Source organism: Agaribacter marinus, from assembly GCF_030160655.1.
GTDB lineage: Bacteria > Pseudomonadota > Gammaproteobacteria > Enterobacterales > Alteromonadaceae > Glaciecola > Glaciecola marina.
Window position 1 is genome coordinate 1 of sequence record NZ_BSOT01000020.1, and the last position, 21,944, is coordinate 21,944.

Annotated in this window: 21 protein-coding genes; 10 read left to right on the top strand and 11 right to left on the bottom strand. The window is 42.0% G+C overall.

All coding sequences use genetic code 11. From position 1 onward, the window contains the following. The first annotated feature begins 242 nt into the window (after window positions 1-242). Entirely contained in the window at window positions 243-494 is a 252-nt protein-coding gene (locus tag QQK00_RS20205; RefSeq protein ID WP_284219517.1) for a YciI family protein, read from the top strand. 376 nt (window positions 495-870) lie between these two features. Beyond that, complete coding sequence (locus QQK00_RS20210; RefSeq protein WP_284219518.1) at window positions 871-1,626, top strand: isocitrate lyase/PEP mutase family protein; 756 nt, start codon at window positions 871-873, stop codon at window positions 1,624-1,626. A gap of 108 nt (window positions 1,627-1,734) precedes the next feature. On the opposite strand, the gene QQK00_RS20215 is transcribed toward QQK00_RS20210, so the two are convergent. Continuing rightward, window positions 1,735-2,151, bottom strand: a complete 417-nt coding sequence (locus tag QQK00_RS20215) for a helix-turn-helix domain-containing protein (RefSeq protein ID WP_284219519.1) — start codon at window positions 2,149-2,151, stop codon at window positions 1,735-1,737. A gap of 180 nt (window positions 2,152-2,331) precedes the next feature. Further along, window positions 2,332-3,141, bottom strand: a complete 810-nt coding sequence (locus QQK00_RS20220) for an SDR family NAD(P)-dependent oxidoreductase (protein WP_284219520.1) — start codon at window positions 3,139-3,141, stop codon at window positions 2,332-2,334. 102 nt (window positions 3,142-3,243) lie between these two features. Between QQK00_RS20220 and QQK00_RS20225 the strand changes: the two genes are divergently transcribed. Next, window positions 3,244-3,663 (top strand): winged helix-turn-helix transcriptional regulator, encoded by a 420-nt coding sequence (locus tag QQK00_RS20225; protein WP_284219521.1) that lies wholly within the window; start codon window positions 3,244-3,246, stop codon window positions 3,661-3,663. Window positions 3,664-3,770: 107 nt separating this feature from the next. Here the strand turns inward: QQK00_RS20225 and QQK00_RS20230 are convergent, their stop codons facing one another. Continuing rightward, a complete protein-coding gene (locus QQK00_RS20230; protein WP_284219523.1) occupies window positions 3,771-6,143 on the bottom strand; it encodes a YHYH protein in 2,373 nt (790 codons plus the stop codon). Between the two features lie 470 nt (window positions 6,144-6,613). Here QQK00_RS20230 and QQK00_RS20235 point away from each other — a divergent pair, with 470 nt between their 5' ends. Genes QQK00_RS20235 through QQK00_RS20245 form a run of 3 tightly spaced genes read left to right on the top strand, consistent with a single transcriptional unit; the run spans window position 6,614 to window position 9,822 of the window. After that, on the top strand, window positions 6,614-7,507 hold the full coding sequence (locus QQK00_RS20235; protein WP_284219524.1) for a hydroxypyruvate isomerase family protein: 894 nt from the start codon (window positions 6,614-6,616) through the stop codon (window positions 7,505-7,507). Window positions 7,508-7,564: 57 nt separating this feature from the next. Beyond that, window positions 7,565-9,250: a GMC oxidoreductase gene (locus QQK00_RS20240; RefSeq protein ID WP_284219525.1), complete on the top strand. Its 1,686-nt coding sequence runs from the start codon at window positions 7,565-7,567 to the stop codon at window positions 9,248-9,250. Then, window positions 9,250-9,822, top strand: a complete 573-nt coding sequence (locus QQK00_RS20245; RefSeq protein ID WP_284219526.1) for a gluconate 2-dehydrogenase subunit 3 family protein — start codon at window positions 9,250-9,252, stop codon at window positions 9,820-9,822. The genes QQK00_RS20240 and QQK00_RS20245 overlap by 1 nt, the downstream gene beginning before the upstream one ends. A gap of 47 nt (window positions 9,823-9,869) precedes the next feature. Here QQK00_RS20245 and QQK00_RS20250 read toward each other — a convergent pair whose 3' ends face one another. Beyond that, window positions 9,870-11,513: a methyl-accepting chemotaxis protein gene (locus tag QQK00_RS20250; protein ID WP_284219527.1), complete on the bottom strand. Its 1,644-nt coding sequence runs from the start codon at window positions 11,511-11,513 to the stop codon at window positions 9,870-9,872. A 164-nt stretch (window positions 11,514-11,677) separates the two neighbouring features. Then, window positions 11,678-12,589, bottom strand: coding sequence for a LysR family transcriptional regulator (locus tag QQK00_RS20255; RefSeq protein WP_284219528.1), 912 nt, complete (start codon window positions 12,587-12,589; stop codon window positions 11,678-11,680). A 162-nt stretch (window positions 12,590-12,751) separates the two neighbouring features. On the opposite strand from QQK00_RS20255, the gene QQK00_RS20260 reads away from it, so the two are divergent. Together QQK00_RS20260 and QQK00_RS20265 are read left to right on the top strand one after the other, a co-directional pair. Further along, on the top strand, window positions 12,752-13,552 hold the full coding sequence (locus QQK00_RS20260; RefSeq protein ID WP_284219529.1) for an SDR family NAD(P)-dependent oxidoreductase: 801 nt from the start codon (window positions 12,752-12,754) through the stop codon (window positions 13,550-13,552). A gap of 73 nt (window positions 13,553-13,625) precedes the next feature. Continuing rightward, window positions 13,626-14,615: a zinc-dependent alcohol dehydrogenase family protein gene (locus QQK00_RS20265; RefSeq protein ID WP_284219530.1), complete on the top strand. Its 990-nt coding sequence runs from the start codon at window positions 13,626-13,628 to the stop codon at window positions 14,613-14,615. 38 nt (window positions 14,616-14,653) lie between these two features. On the opposite strand, the gene QQK00_RS20270 is transcribed toward QQK00_RS20265, so the two are convergent. Then, on the bottom strand, window positions 14,654-15,577 hold the full coding sequence (locus tag QQK00_RS20270; protein ID WP_284219555.1) for an alpha/beta hydrolase: 924 nt from the start codon (window positions 15,575-15,577) through the stop codon (window positions 14,654-14,656). A gap of 231 nt (window positions 15,578-15,808) precedes the next feature. Between QQK00_RS20270 and QQK00_RS20275 the strand changes: the two genes are divergently transcribed. After that, window positions 15,809-16,483 carry an alpha/beta hydrolase gene (locus QQK00_RS20275; protein ID WP_284219531.1) on the top strand — a complete coding sequence of 225 codons (675 nt, stop codon included), beginning with the start codon at window positions 15,809-15,811 and terminating at the stop codon, window positions 16,481-16,483. Between the two features lie 68 nt (window positions 16,484-16,551). On the opposite strand, the gene QQK00_RS20280 is transcribed toward QQK00_RS20275, so the two are convergent. From QQK00_RS20280 to QQK00_RS20290, 3 genes are read right to left on the bottom strand one after another with little or no spacing between them, the layout of a single operon-like run. After that, entirely contained in the window at window positions 16,552-17,529 is a 978-nt protein-coding gene (locus QQK00_RS20280) for a pyridoxamine 5'-phosphate oxidase family protein (RefSeq protein ID WP_284219532.1), read from the bottom strand. A 27-nt stretch (window positions 17,530-17,556) separates the two neighbouring features. Next, window positions 17,557-18,201, bottom strand: coding sequence for a glutathione S-transferase family protein (locus QQK00_RS20285; RefSeq protein WP_284219533.1), 645 nt, complete (start codon window positions 18,199-18,201; stop codon window positions 17,557-17,559). A gap of 41 nt (window positions 18,202-18,242) precedes the next feature. Further along, complete coding sequence (locus tag QQK00_RS20290; RefSeq protein WP_284219534.1) at window positions 18,243-18,707, bottom strand: nuclear transport factor 2 family protein; 465 nt, start codon at window positions 18,705-18,707, stop codon at window positions 18,243-18,245. Window positions 18,708-18,887: 180 nt separating this feature from the next. Between QQK00_RS20290 and QQK00_RS20295 the strand changes: the two genes are divergently transcribed. After that, window positions 18,888-19,772, top strand: coding sequence for a LysR family transcriptional regulator (locus QQK00_RS20295; protein ID WP_284219535.1), 885 nt, complete (start codon window positions 18,888-18,890; stop codon window positions 19,770-19,772). A 48-nt stretch (window positions 19,773-19,820) separates the two neighbouring features. On the opposite strand, the gene QQK00_RS20300 is transcribed toward QQK00_RS20295, so the two are convergent. Beyond that, on the bottom strand, window positions 19,821-20,669 hold the full coding sequence (locus tag QQK00_RS20300; protein WP_284219536.1) for a LytR/AlgR family response regulator transcription factor: 849 nt from the start codon (window positions 20,667-20,669) through the stop codon (window positions 19,821-19,823). After that, the gene (locus tag QQK00_RS20305; protein ID WP_284219537.1) at window positions 20,666-21,730 is read right to left on the bottom strand and encodes a sensor histidine kinase; all 1,065 of its coding nucleotides are present in this window, start codon (window positions 21,728-21,730) and stop codon (window positions 20,666-20,668) included. The genes QQK00_RS20300 and QQK00_RS20305 overlap by 4 nt, the downstream gene beginning before the upstream one ends. Window positions 21,731-21,944: the final 214 nt, after the last annotated feature.

Consider the following 21,944-nt stretch of genomic DNA (forward strand, 5'->3'; position numbering starts at 1 on the left):
AACTATTTTACAGGCAGCGTAATTATTCTAGGAATTTAGGCTACTGAAAATGGGATGATTACATAAGCGGGATGCAAAAGAAATTGCCGAGGGACATCGGCTTACACTTGAAGTGGCCAAATTGTTTTTGAAGAATCCTACGGGGTTTTAACCACTTTTCAACTAACTGTATAAAAAAGAGGCTTAAAATGTACATCGTAAATTTATTATTTTCGCAAAATAAAGAGAAAGCTGGCGAATTTATGAACGCTCATAATCGGTGGATAAAACAGGGATTTGAAGACAAGGTTTTCTTACTCGTTGGAGCTATTGAATCAGGCGCGGGAGGGGCTATTTTAGCTCATGGTGAATCGAAGGCAGCTCTGGAACAAAGAGTAAGTCAAGACCCATTTGTTGTTGAGAAGGTCGTATGTGCAGAAATAGTGGAAATAACGCCTAAAAAGTCAGACTCGCGTCTAGCATTTTTGGTGAATAGCACCTCAAGTAATACCTAACTCTTTACGTTGCGCTAGTTGAAGTATTTCTATCTGAAAATAACTACACGTTTTAATTTCTATTCATTTGTTTCGAACGCAAAATAATGATGTGAATCTATTTGCTGGGCTGAATTTTAGTAGATTGCTTACCGCTTGATGCCAACAGTCAAAGCAACCTGTGCAATGCCCGAGTACTACCCCATGTTAGGAAACTTCAGTGATATTTATAATGGAATACAAGCGGAGTTAAATCATATTGACGAATGCGGCTTCTTTTTTATTTTTACTAGCGCAAGAAATATTTACTGCCTAATTCTATTATGAGTTCCGATAACGACGTGTTTCTATTTTCGTAACTATTACACTAGTGTTCTTTTGCGACATAGAGAACACTATGAATAATGTAAACTTTGAACAATTTAAGCAACTGCATCACCAATCTACACCTCTTATTCTCAATAACGTCTGGGACACGGGCAGCGCGTGTATTGTCCAAGAACACGGAGCGAATGCGCTAGCAACAAGTAGTGCTTCTCTTGCGTGGTCTTTAGGATATGCAGATGGCAGCCAACTGCCACTTAACGAATTGCTTATGGCTATTGAGCGGATTCAAAATGTAGCAAAAGTGCCATTGAGCGTCGATATTGAAAGTGGATATTCAGATTCTCCACAAAAGGTAGCAGATTCATGTAAGGCCTTAGTGGAAATTGGTGTTGCGGGGATCAATATTGAAGACGGTTCGCAAGCACCTGATTTGCTCATCGCTAAGATTGACGCCATCGCTACCTGCACCAAGGGGGCATTGTTTATAAATGCAAGGACAGACGTATTTTTACGTTCGCTGACGGTTGAAAGAGCGGCGCTTAACATGACGATTGAGCGCCTTATAAAATATTTACGATGCGGCGCACATGGCGGCTTTGTGCCTGGTCTTAACAATGCAACTATGGTGTCTGAGATAGTCAGTTCAGTAAACATGCCGATTAATCTAATGGTGGAAAATTTACAGACGGCTTTGGCGTATTTTTCGGATATAAATGTCGCGCGTTTTAGTGTTGGTCCTAATAGTTATCTCTCCGCTTACCAACACTTACTCCCTAAGGGGTCTACGCTCAGTTATGACAAAATGAATGGTTATTTTATGAAATAAGCGTATTCATGCCTACAATGAAGGCGTGCGGCTACAGGGAAGTTGCTATGCGAAAAGGCTAAAACTTCGTCCACAGCAGCTGTTAAACAGCTGCTTTTTGTATGCCAATTACCATACTTGTTTAACGTCGCCGTATCGGTTTATCCAGCTCATCAAATAGGCAAAAAGAAAAATAAACGGCGTTATAAAGGTATCAGGCTCAATCACTATCCAGCTCACAAAGCCGAGTAAGATCATTATAAACTCTGCTATTGTTGCAGAGCGTTTAGAGCGCGAACCTGCTAGTGACATTCTGAACCACCAAGGTAGCTTTTTCCAATCTTCCGAACCTTTATCTATCACAGTAATTTCCTCTGTTAATGTTGATATATCAACTTCAAATACAGAGGCGAGGCACATAAGCGTTTCAATGCTAGCCTTGTTGCCTGATTCAACGCGTTGAATCGTACGAACATTAAGCCCGCAAAACTCCGCAAGCTGCTCCTGAGACCAACTACGTTTCATTCTCAACTTTTTAACAATCATCAATAGCCCTCGCCAATCTGTTGGAGAAATTTTCCATGAATTACCTTAGTGTCGGCCACGACTTAAACATGACACTTGCCCGACAGTAACAATATTTGGTAAACACTGTTATTTCAACAACAATGAATATGGCGCTTTACAATCACCAGTTTGAATGTTTGTCGATAAATCACAAGGCAATTACACTAAAGACTTGTCCATGGATTTGGACAACATGCCGCCAAACATTTTTTGAGCAAAGTGCTTACTGAATATTCTCGACATCATGAAACCCATCATCCGATTCATTGCGCCGGGCGTGACAAATGTCTTTTTTCCGAGTGCATTCAAACCTACATTAACAACGGAAGATGGTTCCATAAACATATCTGGCATTTTACTGGTATCGACGCCTTCCATTTCCATCATTTCAGTACGAGTTGGGCCGGGCAATATAGTCGTTACATCAACATTGTGCTTATCCAATTCGCAACCTAAGGCGGTACCGAACGACAATAAGTATGATTTAGTTGCTGCGTAGCTTGCAATATAGGGTGCGCCCATATGTGCTGCCACTGACGACACAAAGATGATGCCTCCGCGCTTGCGTTCCACCATTTTATCCGCAAAGTGATGGGTTAAGGCGATAGGGGCTTTAATGTTCAAATCGATTACCGATTGACGCTTTTCGAGAGATTGTTTTAAAAATGCACCGGGGTAGGCTGCTCCAGCATTATTAATTAACAAGCCCACTTCTCGTTCATTCGATGCAGTTTTAATACGTTGCAGGTCTTCCTGTTTAGTTAAATCGGCAGCAATAATATCGACTAGCACGTTAAACGTAGTGCTTAGTTTATCTGCTAGTGCTTTCAATCGCTCCTCCCTTCTGGCGACTAAGATTAGATTCATTTTTTGGCCAGCTAATTGATTCGCAAATTCGGCACCAATTCCTGACGATGCGCCCGTAATAAGGGCCCATGGCCCATATTTTTGTTTTATTTTGTTTGTCACAACATGTTCTCCATTAATCAAATTGGTGACTTGCATAATGCAAGTTAGTGGACATGCTAGCAAGTGAGTTGTAAAATGCAAGTCATTATTTGAGGTTTATATATGTCTGATTTACTGAAGCTTGTTGAAGGTGAGTTTCGATCTTCTTGTCCACTTTGCTGCGCACTAGATTTACTGGGTGATAAATGGTCACTAATAATCTTGCGGGATATGCTGTTTTTTAAAAAGCGGCAGTATCAAGAATTTCTAGAATCTAGCGAAGCCATTTCAACAAATATTCTATCGAATCGTTTGAAGCGTTTGGAAGAGTTAAAATTAATTGATAAGAGAATGTATCAAACAAACCCGAAGCGCTATGAGTATAAACCTACCAATGCGGCTGAGGAATTGCGACAACCAATACTAGTATTGATGCAATGGAGCTTGGCAAACGTAAAAGGGATGCGCGTATCCACCGAAAAGATAGAGCAGATGGTTGGTGGCGTTGCGCAAAGAAAAGCGAATCTAAACGCTGACAAATAGTGTGACTGGCTAATCAATAGCAATCTAGATGAAGCAACGACGTCCATGTCGGTATAAATTGGAAATGTTTATAATCTATCGAGCCGATGATCTTTTCTGCTTCACTGTTACTTATTAAAACTAGCGTCCGGCGTTCCTCTAAAACACGCTAATACATAGGGATAATTGTCGGTAATGAAGTATGCATATGCGCCATTTATTGTCATGCCATTACATTCATCTAAATCGCCTAGATTATCTACATATTCGTAATCATCTCTAAATGCACCGTCATAAGTGCCACCCGGTTGCCCGTCACCAGTGGGACGGTTTCCTGCTTTTAAACGGTAGCTCGGTAGTGCTTTTCTGATAACACCATTGTCGTCAAAGTAAGAGCCATATATTGGGAAGCCGTCAGCAGCAAACCCAACAACAGGAGATGCTTGCCCATTGTCATCAGAAAACAACGCCATCGGTGAACCATGATAATGATAGGTACCGTCGCCTTGTGCATGTGCATTATGACTGTCAACGTTAAAACCGTTAGCGGCATGCATAGGATCGTAACGCCAAGGTGTCGACATATCATTGCAACCTACTTTACCGTTGCCGATACCAAAGCAACCCGCCGCCAACAAATCTACTTTGACGCCGTTAAGCATAATGGCATTGTCAACCCGCAACGATAAGTCGGTTGTTTCGGTATTTTGTGTTGGGTTGGTCGTTACTTCAAACTGGTCATTTTGTTCACTGACATCATTTGGGAAGGCGTTTCCGCCGTCATTAAAATCATGGTTTGGAATCGCATTGGTATTAAATACACATTTGTCACCAACAATAGCGATTTGTAAGTCGCCATAAAAAATTGCGCCATTATTCACGTCGTTTACGGTTGACGTGTACTTTTCTACGTAATCTGCACAATTTTTACTCGTGTTGTTTAAGACGGCATTGGTGATATCCAGCGGACTTGACGCATTGGGATCGTCGCCGACAATTAAACCGGCAAAATTACTCAGTGTTTGACGTTCAGTTGAGCTTTCATTGTTGTCTATTAAGTTGTCGCTACCTTCGAGGTTATTTGTTAGCGCAAACAATTCTTGTGTGCCATCTTCGTATTGAATCAACTTATGCGAGTGTGATCTTACCGCCCAACCGCTTGTATCTTCTGATTCGTATTCTGTATAAATGTAATCTTGAATGTGTGCCTCTTCGCTAGAAAGGAGAGGGGCAAAGCTTTGGCTATCATAAATGTTTGTTGTCGGTATGCCTGCTAGTTGTCCAATCGTTGCATATAAATCCGTTGCCGTCACAAGCGCCGTTTCTCGGGCATTTTGTCGCGTGACACCTTTGCCAGACACAACAAAAGGCACTGCTATACCGCCTTGATAGAGAGAACCTTTACTCTGCGCTTTACTGTAAACCGACTCGTCAATAACACCTGCTGGTGTGCCGTTGTCACCAATGAACAGCACAATTGTGTTTTCTCTAGTTTCCGCTGGCATGGTATTTAGTAAACGGCCAATCTCGGCATCCATCGCTTCTATTGCTGCTAAATAATATTCTCGGCGGAAATTATCGATATCTTCCTCTGTACCTAGTAAATCTCGGTTATGCAGATCTTGCGGAGGCAGATGAAACGGGGTGTGCGGCGCAGAGTATGCAACCCAAGCAAACCATGGGTTTGTCTGTTGATTTATCCAAGAGAGTGTTAAATCGGTGACCGCTGTTGTGTGGTATTGCTCATTTGTTTCGGTGTTGCCGTTAATCGTCAGTTGCCAGTTGTAGTAATCCGAGACATTTTGTAAGTTTCCTGCGTAATGCTCAATCCCTAGGTCATTTGGGTGAGTATCGCTTGCACCAACACCAATATGCCATTTTCCAAAGACGGCTGACGCATAGTTTTCAGTCGACTCATTATTTTTTAGATATTGCTGAATGATTTCATGCTCGCTGGATAAGTTTCCGGGGACGGAAGTCACCCCATTATTGATGCCATATTTGCCAGTTATCATTGTTGCGCGTGTAGTCGAACATGCCGGTGTAGCCCACATGTTCTCAAATGTAATGCCGTTTGCCGCCAGTTGATTGAGGTTAGGTGTGTTAGGTATATCGCTGGCGTGGGTATATTGTGCCGACGCGTCTAATCCTTGGTCATCTGAAATAATCAGCAGAATGTTTGGTTGAATTGCGGTATTCGTATTCTCATCGCCGCTTGTTGAGTCATTGCCGGTATTTGTGTCGTCGTCGACATTTGTCTCGTTACCCGTGTTGTCATCTACAATGTCATCATTTCCCGTGTCATCATTTCCTGTGTCATCATTTCCTGTGTCATCGGTGCCTGAGCTTTCGTTACCAGTAGTGTCTTCGTCTACAGGAGAAGAGGGGGTTGTAGGTGTTTGTGAAGGCAAGTCATTGTTGCTATTACTATTTCCGCCACCACCACAGCCATATACGGTTATTAGCAAAATGAGTAAACTGAGAATTTTATATGTAGTCATAGTAAATCTACCTCTATGATTGTCCGCGCAATGTGCTCTGCATTGGGTACGACATGCTTTTTACATTGCTGTATGTGCACTGACCGATAGGAGGTCAGCAGTTCAGAAGTGCAAGGATGCTCATCTACTAAGTATCTACTATTATTTTTCAAGAGACTGTCATTGCATTGTAAATGTTGCGTAAAGATAACTTTCTTATCGGCGAGCAAGTGTCAGTTATTTAACGTTTATATAAATGAATAAATGACATTTGTGGCAATGACGCTTGGCCTTGCGATGATTAAAATTTCATGCCTTGCCAAAATTATTACAATCAATAATGTATTTCGTAATTTTTACTTGCTGAAGGCTTAGTTATATTGCTTGCTTGTATATTTTATAACTAGATGTTTACAATGCTTTAACACTACTAATGGCAGAAGTGTTAGAAGGCGTTGGTTTCACTAGGTAAATCATATTGAGATGAAGTGATGAATAACTACAGACGTAATATATTGAAAGGATTGGCACTGAGTGGTGTGAGCGCCTCCCTGACCGCCAACGCACTTAGCAATAACGTAAGTTCAGGTGTTGAGAGCAGTCATAAAACACTTAAAGGCAATATTCACCACAGTGTTAGCCGCTGGACGTATGGCAACTTATCACTAGACGCCTTGTGTATATTAGTAAAGAAGATTGGTTTTTCGGCCATTGATTTAGTTGGACCTGATGATTGGCCTATTCTCAAAAAACATGGCGTAGATTCGTCTATGTGTAATGGCGCAGAATTAGGACTAGAAGATGGATTTATTCATACTCAACTGCATGATGAACTTGAGGCGCGATACCTTGAGCACATAGATTTGGTGGCAGACGCAGGATACAAAAACCTCATTTGTTTTAGTGGTAACGCACGTGGCATGTCAACTGAGCAGGGCTTAAAAAATGCACTTGCTGGTTTAAAGCGCATTATGCCGCATGCTGAAAAACGTGGTGTGATTATTCAAATGGAATTGTTCAATAGTAAGATTGATCATCCTGACTATATGGCAGATAACTCAGCATGGGGTATCGCGTTATGTAAAGCGCTACATTCTCCAAACTTCAAATTGCTTTATGACATCTATCACATGCAAATTAGTGAAGGCGATATTATCCGTACTATTCAAGACAATCATCAGTACTTTGGCCACTACCACACGGCGGGCGTACCTGGTCGAAATGAAATAGATGACACGCAAGAACTATTTTATCCAGCGATAGCCAAAGCAATCGTAAAAACGGGGTTTACTGGCTATTTAGCGCAAGAGTTTGTGCCTACGCCAAGCAGTACAGAGGGTAAAAACACATCGCTAAGTGAAGCAATCCATATTTGTGATGTGTAGTTAAATTGGTTAGTGAAGTTAGGTAATCTAAAGTAAGTAATAGGTGAGCGGTAAGTTATGGCAGCAAACGAGTACGATGCAATTGTAGTTGGTTCAGGTATTAGTGGCGGTTGGGCTGCCAAAGAGTTGGCAGAAAAAGGGCTCAAAGTGCTAATGCTTGAGCGTGGAAAAAACATTGAGCATATTAAAGACTACAAAAATGCATTTAAAGAAACTTGGGACTATCCGCATCGCGGCAGACGCACTCAAGAAATGATAGAAGATTACCCAGTATTAAAACGCGACTACCCATTAAATGAACAAACTAATGGCATGTGGGCAAATGAACAACACAACCCCTATGTTGAGAAAAAGCGTTTTGATTGGTTTCGAGGGTATCATGTCGGCGGCCGATCTCTATTATGGGGAAGGCAAAGTTATCGTTTAAATAAAGAAGATTTTCTTGCGAATGCAAAAGAAGGCATTGCTGTTGATTGGCCTATTCGTTACGAAGATTTGGCTCCTTGGTATGATTATGTTGAGCGTTTTGCTGGGATTAATGGCAGTAAGAATGGGCTAGATGTATTACCTGATGGCGAGTTTCAAAAACCAATGTCGCTCAACTGCGTGGAAGTGGATGCTGCAAAACGTATTCAAGATACTTACAAGGGAAGTCGCCACTTAATTCCTGCTCGCACTGCCAACATGACGGAAGCTAAACCAACGGAGGGCCGCACTGCCTGTCAATATCGTAATAAGTGTTGGTTAGGCTGTCCATTCGGTGCGTATTTCAGTACGCAGTCGTCTACCTTACCGGCTGCAATGAAAACCGGAAATCTGACCGTTAGGCCATTTTCTATTGTGTCTGAGATTCTATATGACAAAGACAAAAAACGTGCAAGCGGTGTCGCTGTTATTGATGCACAAACGAATGAATCTATTGAATTCAAAAGTAAAATTATTTTTGTAAATGCATCGTCGTTTAATTCAACATGGTTGTTAATGAATTCTGCAACTGATGTCTGGGAAGGTGGCTTAGGTAGTAGCAGCGGAGAGCTTGGGCACAACGTAATGGATCACCACTTTAGGTTGGGTGCGTCTGCAAGCGTTGAAGGATATTTAGATAAATATACCTATGGTCGCCGTCCCAGTGGTTTTTACATTCCAAGGTTTCGTAATTGGGGGGACGATAAGCGAGAGTATCTCAGAGGTTTTGGTTATCAAGGCAGTGCAAGCAGGGAAGGGTGGCAACGAAACGTGGCTGAATTAGGGCTTGGCGCCGATTTAAAAAATGCCGTTAGTGAACCCGGTGATTGGCGAATTGGTATGACAGCGTTTGGAGAAATGCTGCCTTATCATAGTAACCGGATTTATTTAAACCACAAGGTGACTGACAAATGGGGCTTGCCTGTGCTTGAAATGGATGTGGAATTAAAGAATAACGAAAAGTTAATGCGAAAAGACATGACGCAGGATGCTGTCGAAATGTTCGAAGCGGCCGGGTTTAAGAATGTTAAGGCATATGATTCTGGCTATGCACCGGGGCAGGGTATTCATGAAATGGGTACTGCTCGGATGGGACGTGATCCAAAAACGTCGGTGCTAAATGCGCGTAATCAGGTGTGGGATGCCCTCAACGTATTTGTCACGGATGGTGCTTGTATGACCTCAGGATCGTGCGTAAATCCTTCACTGACATATATGGCGTTAACTGCACGTGCTGCGGATTTTGCGGTAGCAGAATTGAAGAAGGGGAATTTGTAATGGAACGGCGTGATTTACTTAAAATGATCGCAGCAGCCACGGGTACTGCACTGATTAGTCGCAATGTACTTGCTTGGGACCCGACGCGAGCATCAGCATTAAAAGATACGGGGTATACGAGTGATGACTTAGGGCTGATTAACGAAATTGCGGATACGATTATTCCCAGAACCGATACACCGGGCGCTAAAGATGTGAATGTTGCGGCGACGATGGCAATCATTGTCGCGGATTGTTTTACACTCGAAGAACAAACGCTCTTTAATCAAGGCTTGCAGGATATTCAGCAGCTAGCGCAGAAAAGCCATGGTAAAGGGTTTGTGCAATTGACTAGCCAACAGCGCTTAGATTTACTTACGCCAATTGATGCAAAAGCGACAAGCATAAACAAAAAACGGTGGCAGGATAAAAAATTGAAAGCTCACCCATTTACCTTGATCAAACAATTAGTACTGTTTACCTTTTTTACTTCTAAAGTTGGCGCGATGGAAGTTTTGAGGTTTGTTGCTGTGCCTGGAAGGTATGATGGACATTTTCCGTATAAAAAAGGTGATAAAGCGTGGGCTACCTAACTGCGATCACTTTGTAGTGATTTACAGTTAGGCTTATTCGTTGGCAACTACAGTTTAAAGTAACTCACGTTTTCGCGGAGTTTATTAGATATTTGATCTAAGCGGCGTGTCGAGCTGATGTTCTCTTCTAGATTGTCGATTGATTGCTGAGACATATCATTTATTTGTGCCATCGACGTGGTGATTTCTTCAATAGATGCCACTTGTTGCGATGTTTCTGCGACAACACGTTTTACGTTCGCCATTGACTTTTCGGCCTGCGATTCAATCTCTTGCAGAAGGTTTGTTGTTTCTTGTGTTAATGAACGGCCATTTTCAACCATAGGTTGCGTACGCTCCATGGCTTGCACAGATGCCGCGGTTTCACTTTGTACTTGTTTAATCATATTTTCAATTTGATCTGTCGCTTCGCCTGTGCGCATGGCCAATTGACGAACTTCATCAGCAACTACAGCAAATCCGCGGCCGCTTTCGCCTGCACGTGCAGCCTCAATGGCCGCATTTAATGCCAGCAAGTTTGTTTGTTCCGAGATGCTGGTGATCACGCCGACAATGTTACCAATTTCCTTTGTGGTGTCTTCTAATCTGCGAACCTGATCTACAGTAGAGTTCACTGTTTCAGCGATGAGCTCCATTTCATCTGCGCCTTTTTGAATCGTGTCTTTCCCTTGTTTTGAGAAGTCTGTTGTGTGCACTGAGTTTTCTTGCGTCATTTGTGCAATGTCTGCGACTTCAAGTAAGCGAGAGCGCATCATTGTTAGGCTTTCATTTGTTTGGTTAGTTAAGTTTGCTTGACATTTTGCGGCTTCAGTCACTGTTTCTGAACTGTCTGCAACGGCGGATGATTGCTCTGTTAGCTTCCGAGACTCATCAACGATATTTGCGACAATATCACGTAGTTTTTTATTCATATCTGCAATATGAGACACCATACTCCCTTTAATTTTTGTGCAAATTTCTTGGGTAAGATCGCCATCAGAAATGACAGAAATAGTGTTTGCCGCGTCAATTGGCTCTGCACCCAATGATTTGTATAAGCCTCGGACAATAAGCAAACCAATGACTGTACTGGCGATAATAGCGATGAGCGTTGCTGTAAGCATTAATGATTGGAAGGTTGCGGCAAGTTTTCGTGCTATTGGCGTCGACATGGCAATTTCTTTATCTTGATAATCGATGAATGCATTGATTGCGGCTAACCAATCACTGAATGCCGGCCTTGCATCGTCTAGTAACAAATCTTTTGCTAGCTCAATATCATCTGCTTTACGTTGCTCAATTATTAAGTCAGCGAGTGGTAAGGTAGACGCTTGGGTGTCGGCGATGGCTTGTACCATTTGCTTTTCATTGGCTGAAAAATGCCCTTCACTCAATAGTTTGTTTATTTCGTCTTCGGCGTTCTTGTATGCATCAGCTAAGGTATCAATTTCTCTTAGATACTTGTCCAATTCGTCACTGTCTTCAGTCAATACCGTATCACGCAAGGTAATTGCTCTATCGTGCACACTACCACGTAAGATAATTGCATATTTTTGTTTGACAGAGTCTTGTTCTGCTATCTTATGAAGCACATCTTCTATTTGGTTTACTTTAGTTATCCCGAATATAGAGACCAGCAACATCATTATCAGAATGAAACCAAAACCGAGTCCCAAGCGCTTCCCAATTGTTAGCGAATTAAAATTAAACAATGTATTACCCTTAATAAGCGTTAACGTTTTTGCTTTACCGAATGTAAGCCTCAAATATCCAAACGTTTTGTGATCACTAATGGTATCGACAAGTTCTTAATTTTTTTGAATTAAAATTGACCTTATGAGGAGAGTGATAAGTGTATTAGAGTAAATCCTTATTACTATGTATTTTCCCATAAAGGAGGGTTGCCTATTTTCTCTAATAAGTAGTCTATGAATACTCGGACTTTAGGCGTTAATACATTTGATTTTGGGTATACCAACCAAACTGCGGCATTGTCGTCGATGCGATAGTTAGGTAGTACGCGAACCAGCGAACCTTGTTTCAATTCTGAATATACATTCCAGATTGAGCTCATACATATTCCGACACCAGCTTTAGCTGCTATGCGCATGCTTGCGCCGTCATCACATATTACCCTAGGCTTTGCATTGGGTGGGGGAAATGTACAATCACATTCTCCCTCATTAGCTATCATTTTTCTTGGTTTAGTATGCATGAAACTTAGTAACTGATGATGAGTCAGGTCTGCGGGGGTTTTGGGCTCACCGTGTTTTTCAACATAAGCAGGCGATGCGCAGAGTATTCGAGTATCGTTTGCTAACCTTCTGCCAATTAAGCTACTGTCTTCAACTGCGTAATTCCTCAATGCCAGATCAAACCCACCCTCAATGAGACTGACTCGTGTATCTGATAATTTAAGTTCTACGTTGACGTCGGGATAGCGTTCTAAAAACTCCGGCAAGATTGGTGCAATAAAAAGTTGAGAAAATGTACTGGAAGCGGCAAACCTTAGCGTGCCGCTCACCTTTTTACTTTCGTGACCAAGCACTGCCAACGCACTATCTTCTTGCGCGATGATTTCTTTTGCGTATGGGAGAAATTCTTTCCCTTCGATGGATAAGGTGACTTTTCTGGTCGAACGATGAAACAAATCAGCACCTAAGTAAATTTCCAATTTTGAGAGACGAGCACTGGCTACTGACGGTGCGAGACCGAGTCGATGGCCGGCAGCACTTATGTTCAACGTTTCGGCAGCCAAGATAAAAAGCCTAATGCCCTTAGTATCCATTGATTATCCTTAAAATCCGAATTCTGATTTCATTATTGACCTGTTTATACTTGAAATCAAAAATATTAGTCTGTGCCTAAGACAGAATACGTGTCCATCACATCGCTGATATAGCTAGCAGATTGCGAGTTAAGTGGCATCCAAAAAGGTTAAGAATAAATCATGCTGAAAACAATTTTATTAACAGGGGCTACTGACGGCATCGGCTTCGAAACAGCAAAATTATTGGTTTTGCAAGGGCACAAATTACTCATACATGGGCGCAGTGCATCTAAGTTGGGCAGCGTAAAGGGTGACTTGTCTCGATTGAATCGTGAGGTGGAGGTTGAAACTTTTTGCGCTGATCTATCCAATTTAATAGAGGTCGAAGAGTTAGCCTCAGACGTCGCTGAAAAATTTTCAAGCATCGATGTACTTATCAACAATGCGGGTGTTTTTAAAACGCCATTGTCACGCACTCAATCGGGGATTGATATTCGTTTCATGGTAAACGCGATTGCGCCCTACGTCTTAACTCAACGCTTGCTAAAAATGCTAGGCGCTCAGGGGCGCGTAATCAACCTTTCGTCTGCCGCTCAAGCGAGTGTCAACCTAGACGCATTGAGAGGAAAACTGATGTTGTCTGATAGTGCAGCTTATGCACAGAGCAAACTCGCTATCACGATGTGGACATTTCAACTAGCCAATATACTTGGAGATTCAGGCCCAGCGATGATTGCAGTAAATCCAGCCTCATTTCTTGGCAGTAAGATGGTAAAGGAAGCATATGGGTCAGAGGGAAAAGACCTGCATATTGGCGCAAAAGTATTGGAGCGTGCCGCTACAAGTCGCGAATTTTCAAGCGTATCAGGCAAATATTTTGATAACGATATTGGTGATTGGGCAAGCCCGCATCCGGACGCTCTAGACAATGAAAAAAACAATCGGCTTGTTGCCGTCATACAAGCGTTAATAGGCAAATAATCAGTTGAGAACGTCGCTTACGCTTTAAGCGACAGTAACTAACGGTAACAGTATTTTCAGAAGAGGATTTAACATGAAAGCAATGATTTTAAATGAATTTGGCGGCCCTGAGGTTTTTGAAGAAGCGGAAGTGCCAAAACCAAAGATAAAAGCAGGCCATGTGCTTGTTAAAATAGCGGCCACGAGTGTCAATACGGTTGATACGATGATTAGACAAATGGGCCCGGAGTTACCGCTGTCTCCTGCTACACCTGCTATATTAGGTATGGACTTCGCGGGTATTGTTTGTGAGGTGGGTGACAGTGTTAATGGGTATAACGTTGGAGATGAAGTATATGGGTGCGCTGGTGGCCTTGCAGATTTACAAGGTACGCTCGCCGAATACATTGTTGCAGATGTCAAATTAGTCGCGCTAAAACCTAATAACTTATCGATGCTAGAAGCAGCGGCATTGCCATTAGTCGGTATAACCGCTTATGAAGGACTAATGCGCGCTGGTATTCAGCGTGGTCAAAATGTGCTTGTGCATGGAGGCACAGGTGGCGTTGGTCATATTGCGTTGCAGTTGGCAAAATATTTCGGTGCAAATGTTTTTTCAACGGGTGGTGGAGAGCCACAGTTACAATTGATTCAGCAACTGGGGGCTACTGCAATTAACTATCGTACTGATTCAGTTGAAAGCTACGTGCAGCAGTATACTGATGGTAGCGGTTTTGAAGTAGTATTTGATTCAGTAGGCGGTGCAAATATGACCAATTCTTTTCATGCCGCCGCACTTAACGCTCACGTCGTGTCTACCGTCTCTTTACTTGAACTAGATTTATCTCCAGCCCACTTTAAAGGCTTGTCTTTGCACGTGGTGTTTATGTTGATACCTATGCTTCATGATCACAAGCGCGAAGAGCATGCAGCAATTTTAAAGTCGTTAACATCAATTGTTGAAGCTGGTGCGCTTAAACCTATTTTAGACGACACGTCATTTAGTTTTACTGACATTGGTAAAGCACATGAACGTTTAGCGAGTGGGCGGGCTGTTGGAAAGGTTGTTGTTTCAGTAAATTAAATTTTTTACCTCTTTGGCCCTTAGTTAGGGCCATTGTTTCATTCATCAAAATTGGCGCTTAACCACGCAAGTATTTTTTCATGCTCGAACTCGCCTATCATCGACATATAAGCGTGTTCGAGTTTATCTATTTCGACAACTTCTATATTGTTTGAGTGCAATGGAGAAAAAGCGGCATAGGGTGATACACTATCCACGTTTGACGCGAAAATAAGAAAAGGTGAATTGCTCTTTTTTAGTATATCTATTGTATTCGTTTGCTGTGCGTTCAGGCCAGCATCATATAACGCTTTGTTTGCCGCTGATCTTATTGTCTCATCGGATAAGAACGCTTTGTACCAAGGTTTTTTATCCTTCATATAGCCTTCCAATGAATCGTCGAATTGTGTCATGGGCGCTTGCAAAATGGCGCCGTCAGCTATTTTTTCATGTGTTAAAGATGTAGCGACTAGACCACCCATAGAATTGCCAACAGCAATAATTGGCTTGGTAGTGTCAATGTTAGTTTCAATGAACCGTTGAATATATCTAACGTCGTGTACGCCAAAGCCCTTATCTGTTTTTAGTTCGCCGTGGCCTAAAAGGTCAAACACGTATGTGTCAAAACCCAAAAACTGGAAGTAAGCGGCGGTCATTAACGACCAATCTTTACTACCCCTAAACCCATGTATGACGACAACACTGCCGGTGAATGTTGGTAAACCCTGACGTTCGACTAACAAAGACGTTGAATACGTTGTATCTGTGAAGCTAGCATTGTGATGCATTTCTAGTGTTTGTTTACGCGCCTTGTTCGGTAAAAAGTAATAGTGATAGCAGTCGAGTTCTGGATCGCAGAATTGCCGAGTTTCAACATCGAACTCTGATTTTACCTGCGTTGTCACACTCGGCGATATAGGGAAGCTTTCGGCGCCAACAATGCCAACTTTTACTATATTGACGCAACCGCTAACAAATAGCATCGGCACGATGAGTAAGCCACGAATAATCGTATGAATAGCAATAGTTTGAATGGTAATACCTTAATATCCTGTATGTGTAATATAGGAGTATAAATAGTTGTGCGAGGAATCCCAATATTGACATGTATAAAATTTAATTTATGTGCTTGTATGTGGAACGATTTCGGGTCTCAAAAGTCTATGTTTGAATAAAGTGTAATCTTCAGTCCTACTGCCACCTATATGAAATCGATGTTAAAACAAAAGCTTGCGTGTCTTATCTGTATCATATTTCCAATTCCTGTATTTGCATCTGCTATATACAATACGCTTCCGGAGGAAGTGTCTCCTGATAACAAGTACATATTTTATTCACATGGATACATTGTTGAAGGCGATGATCCAAAACCAAAGCATCCGAGGTGGGGCGTTTACGATTACCCAGCCATTTTAAATGCGTTATCAGCAACGAAGGCAACGATTGTTGCTGAGCATAGGGCGGCAAACTCGGATCCATTTGCGCATGCGAGAAAACTGAAACAACAAGTATTAAACCTTTTAAAACAGAATGTACCTGCAAAAAACATCACATTAGTAGGCTTCTCTCGTGGCGGGTTTATAACAGGTGTAGCCTCTAGTTTATTGGCAAACGACGGCATAAATTATGTCATTCTTGCGGCATGTACTAGTGGCCTAGCGAATAGGGAAGAGATTCAACTACACGGACATATACTCTCTATTTATGAAACCTCAGACTCCGTTGGGTCGTGCAAAGGTATCGTTGGACGAAACCCTGAAACGGTGGCGTCTTTTCAAGAAATTGCGATTTCTACCGGCAAGGAACATGGAGCTTTTTACCAACCGCTTACTGATTGGGTTGAACCGCTTACAAGTTGGATAGCCTTATCGCAAGAAGAAAAGAAGTAAAGACTTTACTGTTATATGACGCGGCTTGCGTTTGATGCCTTACCTCTACACCTCTAAACCTCTACGGGCTAGGTTTTTTTGCGGTTTAGGTCGCCCCAAGTTCCAGTTGCATCTAATACAGGTGATTGTTCAATAAGCTTGCCTGTCATTGGCATGAATTGGGGTATATAGAGCAACCGCTCTATGGTAACTTCAATCATGCGCTCAGCGCCTTCAAACGCGTTGATCGTATCGTTGTTCCATTGGATTTCAGCCCAGCCTGTAGCAAATATTGCATCTCCATTTGCGTAATTCGGAAAAACAAGACCGACTCTGCCGTCAGAAACGATGTTACCTAAGGTATTAAAGAATTTGTTCCCGCTAAAATCTGGAAAACATAATTTATTGCCCGTGACCTTGATGAATCCTGGCTTGCCTCCTCGGTGAGATGCATCAATACCGCTACGAATGTCTTCGCTAAAGGTTTTGGTTCGTGACGCGACGAAGAAAGTATCTGCTTGTTCTATAAAGGCTTTACTCCTTGTATCGATGTGTTCAGAAATTTCCACTGCTGAAAAATCAGTATTTGCACTTTCATTTTTTGACCAAACAAGGTCACGCGTCTGAATGTATTTTGGACAGTTGCCGAAACTCTGGTCTACAGTAATATCAAAGCCTTTTGCTGTAATATTGCTTATGACACCATTCATTCGATTGCGACGTCGGGTGTTCAACTGAATCCCTAACATGCCAATCTTTTCTCCGTTCCTAAAATTTAGGCCTAGCATCTGTGCTAATTTAGGCCTAGCCGCTATATGTAAGCAGTTGTCATCGGAAGATGAAATAAATCCGGCTTCGCCAAATAATGGTAGTGCCCAAGGGGCACCATGTGCGTCAACCATGCCCAATATGACAAAGGGGAGTTCAGCAAAAAAGCTGCGATGCTGTTCTGGCATTGTTTGCCGAATAAAGTAATTTCCGTATTTGGCGACCTTTTCAGCAAGGCCTAAGCGTTTCTGTACCGCTATTTCATCTGCATGAAACTGTATTTGTTGTTGTTCTGGCATGGTCGCCTCCTAGGGGAAGATAGGTTATTACGCGTCTGGAAGCGGTGAGCGAGCCATACCGATAAAGCGAGGATGCGCTTCAATACGATTCAACCAGGCTTGGATAGCTGGATATGGCACCAGACTCACACCACCTTCAGGCGCATGAGATATATAGCTATATGCGGCCACATCTGCAAGCGTAATTGCCTTCCCTGCGAGAAAGTCTTTGTCGGTTAACGTTGCTTCGATTATTGCAAAAAGGGCAACTGTTTTTTGTTTAGCAAGTTCGTAATCCAAATTTGCACCAAATACTTTAACTAAGCGCGCAGCGCATGGGCCGTATGCGATTTCACCTGCAGCGACGGACAACCAACGCTGTACTTCTGCTGCGGCGAGAGGAGCGCTCGGATACCATTCGTACCCGTCGTTATACTGTTGGTTTAGATATGTAATAATTGCATTTGAATCCGCCAATGTGACACCGTTGTCATCAATAGCAGGTACTTGGCCAAATGGGTTTATTTTTAAGTAGTCTGGCGCTTTATGTGCACCATTAGCCATATCTAAGTCTACGGTTTTGTATGGAATGTCCAAAAACGCTAACATTAATTCTACTTTATGACAGTGTCCGGATATTGGGTTACGATATAGTTTTATTGGTGTATTTGATGCTGAAAATTTTGGGTTCATTGTTGGTTCCTAAACGTTATTTACGTTGTTTGACAGAGTGCTCATAAATCTAGTGCCGACAAACTTGGATGGTCATTTGGCCGACGACCTAGTGGCCAATGAAACTTTCTATCGCTTTCTTCAATAAGATGTTCGTTTATACTTGCTATACGTTTACACATTAGTCCACTTTCATCGAATTCCCAGTTTTCATTCCCATATGCCCTAAACCATTGATGAGAATCATCTCTGAATTCATAAGCAAAACGCACGGCGATGCGGTCACCGGTAAATGCCCATAGTTCCTTTATAAGCCTGTACTCTAATTCTCTTGTCCATTTGCGTATTAGGAATGCGTTAATTTCTTCTCTGCCCGTGACAAATTCAGCTCGATTTCGCCATGGACAGTTCTCTGTGTATGCTAATGCAACACGGGCTGGGTCACCGCTATTCCAAGCGTCTTCTGCAAGTCTAATTTTTTCGATGGCCGATGTTTGGTCAAAAGGGGGGAGAGGTGGTCTTGGCATTTTTGCTCCTTTACATTAATCAATGATTGCGATTACTAAACGAACTTAGTGATGTGCACTACAATACTGGTTTGTGAATTAGAAATAATTGCTTGAAATTGAAATTAATTATTTCTAATAATGGAATAATGAATGTGAGGCGCTGAGAAAAGCGAGGGCAGTTTGGATAAGATTGAATCCATGAAAATATTTATTGAAGTAGCTAAACATCGAAGCTTCAATCATGCAGCAGAAACACTAGGTTATTCAGCGCCTGCCATTACAAGAGCAGTTGCATCTTTGGAAGCAAGTTTAGGGGTTAAGCTATTTCATAGAACTACACGATTGGTTAAATTGACTGAATCTGGCGCTCGATATTTGCATGACGCAATTCGCATTATTGATGATATTGACGAGGCGGAAGCATCAGTCCTTGGTGTTTACGCAAAGCCTGCTGGTAAGTTGACAGTGACAGCGCCAGTGTTATTTGGTGAGAAACATGTAGTGCCTATCATGAATGAATATTTAGCCGCGTATCCAGATGTTTCGGTAAATGCGATGTTTTATGACCGTGTAACGAGTTTAATTGAAGAAGAACTTGATGTCGCTATTCGTATTGGGCACCTCAAAGATTCTAATCTTTATGCGACAAAGGTAGGGGAAGTAAGACGTGTAGTATGTGGTTCACCGGATTATTTAGATAAGCACGGTATGCCTGAAATACCTTCTGATTTAACCAAACACAGTGTGGTATTCGCTAGTACATTTGAGAGCTTAAATACTTGGCAGTTTTTAAACAATGGTAAAAAAGAATTAATTAAATTATTCCCACGTTTGTATTGCAATCACAATTCTGCCGCGCTTAAGTCGGTTTTGCTCGGTCATGGTATTACTCGATTGATGTCATATCAAGCAGGGGAAGACATCAATCAAGGTAGGCTTCGTCGTTTACTTATTGACTATGAAGAAGCGCCGTTACCAGTAAACGTTATTCATCTCGAAGGGCGCAGAGCGAATGCTAAGACTCGCTCGTTTATCGAGTTAGCGGTGGAACGTTTACGAGCAAATCCGTTGATAAACCCATAGCGAATTGCAAGGCTTACTCCCCGCATTTATAGCAATGTTCAACGGCACTTAAATTATGTGCTTTATTTTGTCACGATAGCTGCGGCTCATCTTAAGTTTTGCGCCGTTATCGAGTTGTAAAAAGTACTCGCCATTAATGTGTGAACAAATTTTTTCGATTTTATCTAAGTTGACGATAGTCGAGCGGTGCACACGCTGAAAGGTTTGTGGGTTTAGTTGTTCTTCTAGCTTTTTCATTGTAGAACGCAATACATGTACTTGCTCATTTGCGTGGATACACATGTAGTCCCCTGCCGCTTCAATCCAAGCAATGTCGTTACTGTTTACTAGCGTTGTTTCATCACGATCTTTAATCGCGATTTTTTCGGGGTACGGTTGTTCTAGCGCTCCGTTTTCAGCTAGTAATCTGGATAATTCGGCCGGCGACTGTCCAGTAATATTGCCAATTAAATCCATCAATCGTTGCTTTTGATTTTCACTTTCGCTTTGCAATAAGTGCTGTCTTGCGCGATTAATTGCGGTCCCCAAGCGCTCTTGTTCAATGGGCTTGAGTACGTAGTCAATAGCATGTACATCAAATGCATCGATAGCGTATTGATCGAATGCAGTCACAAATACAATCAACGGTGTATTGTCAGCTTGTAGGTGTTTAACCACATCGAAGCCATCTAAGCCAGGCATTTGAATGTCTAAAAAAACTAGATCAGGAGAATGTTGAGCAATGGCTGCCAGTGCCTCTCGGCCATTGGTACACTGGCCAATAATTTGCACGTCGCTAAAACTTTCTAACCTTATTTGTAAACCTTGCCTTGCGAGTGATTCGTCATCAACAATCAAAGTACGTATTTTATGTGGACTGTCAGTAGCATTACTTATACAACGCTGATTCGTTATCATTGAGAGACCTCATACGGAATAGTTATAGAAATTTTCAAACCACTTGGATTCGCATTCGATATTGCAAACGAATGCGAAGCGCCATAAAGTTCCTGTAATCTTCCTTGCGTATTTTTGATGCCAACGCCTCTGCCACTAGGTAGTTGCCCGTTGTTCAGCGTTACGCCTGGTCCGTCATCTATTATGTCGAGGAATAGTGAGCGATCGTTTATATTTGCGCAAATACTAATTTGCCCGCCATTTTCAGAATTTGCGATGGCGTATTTTATTGAGTTTTCTACAAGCGGTTGTAAAATTAGACTAGGAATGAGCGCATCCTCAGCGTTTTTTTCGACATCAAATACAATATCTAATCGTTCCTCAAATCTTACTTTTTCAATATCTAAGTAAAGTTGAAGTGTTGTAACCTCTTGCTTTAGCGATACTTTTTGCATTGGGTCATTGTCTAAAGAGTAACGTAAGAAGCTAGATAAGCGTGCTACCATTTCGTTAGCTCGATCGTTTTGCTTAACCAATACCAAGGTTGAAATTGCGTTTAGGGTATTAAATAAAAAGTGAGGGTTTAACTGATACCGTAGCATTTTCAACTGTGCCTCATGCGCTAGGGCATTGGCCTTAAGTGCGCTTTGTGTTGCTTTTTGCATCTCACGATAAAACTTAATCCCAAAATATAAGCAGCTCCAGCAGAAGTAGAGATAAAACTTGCTTCCCGTCATACTGATGTATCCATACCAGCTAGACGGGCGATATCCGTCTTTGAATAGGTCCCAGTATATAAAGTTGACGGGAATTACCCATAGAATACTTAGGAGATAACACATTACTAGGACTGTAAGGATTTTTACAACTGTACTTAAATCCCAAATTTTTAGATAAATTGGTCGTAAAATAAAACTGAGTAAAAAGCCAACAAAGCCGCTAAACGCAATGGTTAAGTAGTAGTTTGCAGGTTTATCCCAATACATCGTGCCGATTAGACTACTTAAAATATAGCCTACCCATCCCACGATATTAATGAGGTAAAATTGTGTCGAACTGCGGGCTAGCGCCAGAATTTTCATGGGTTGAGCAGACTACCATTTTAATAACAACACCTGATTATAGCTTACAGGTGTTTCTATATGTTTTCACTTCATCGTAAAAATGTTTCAACTTGTCTCAAGTCTTCGCATTGAGTAACGGAGTTAAATACCACTAAACGAGCAATTAGTCCCCCTAGCTGCCAAAGTCGTCACTCAGTCAGCAACTGCAGGTTTGTGACGAAATGATTGTGCA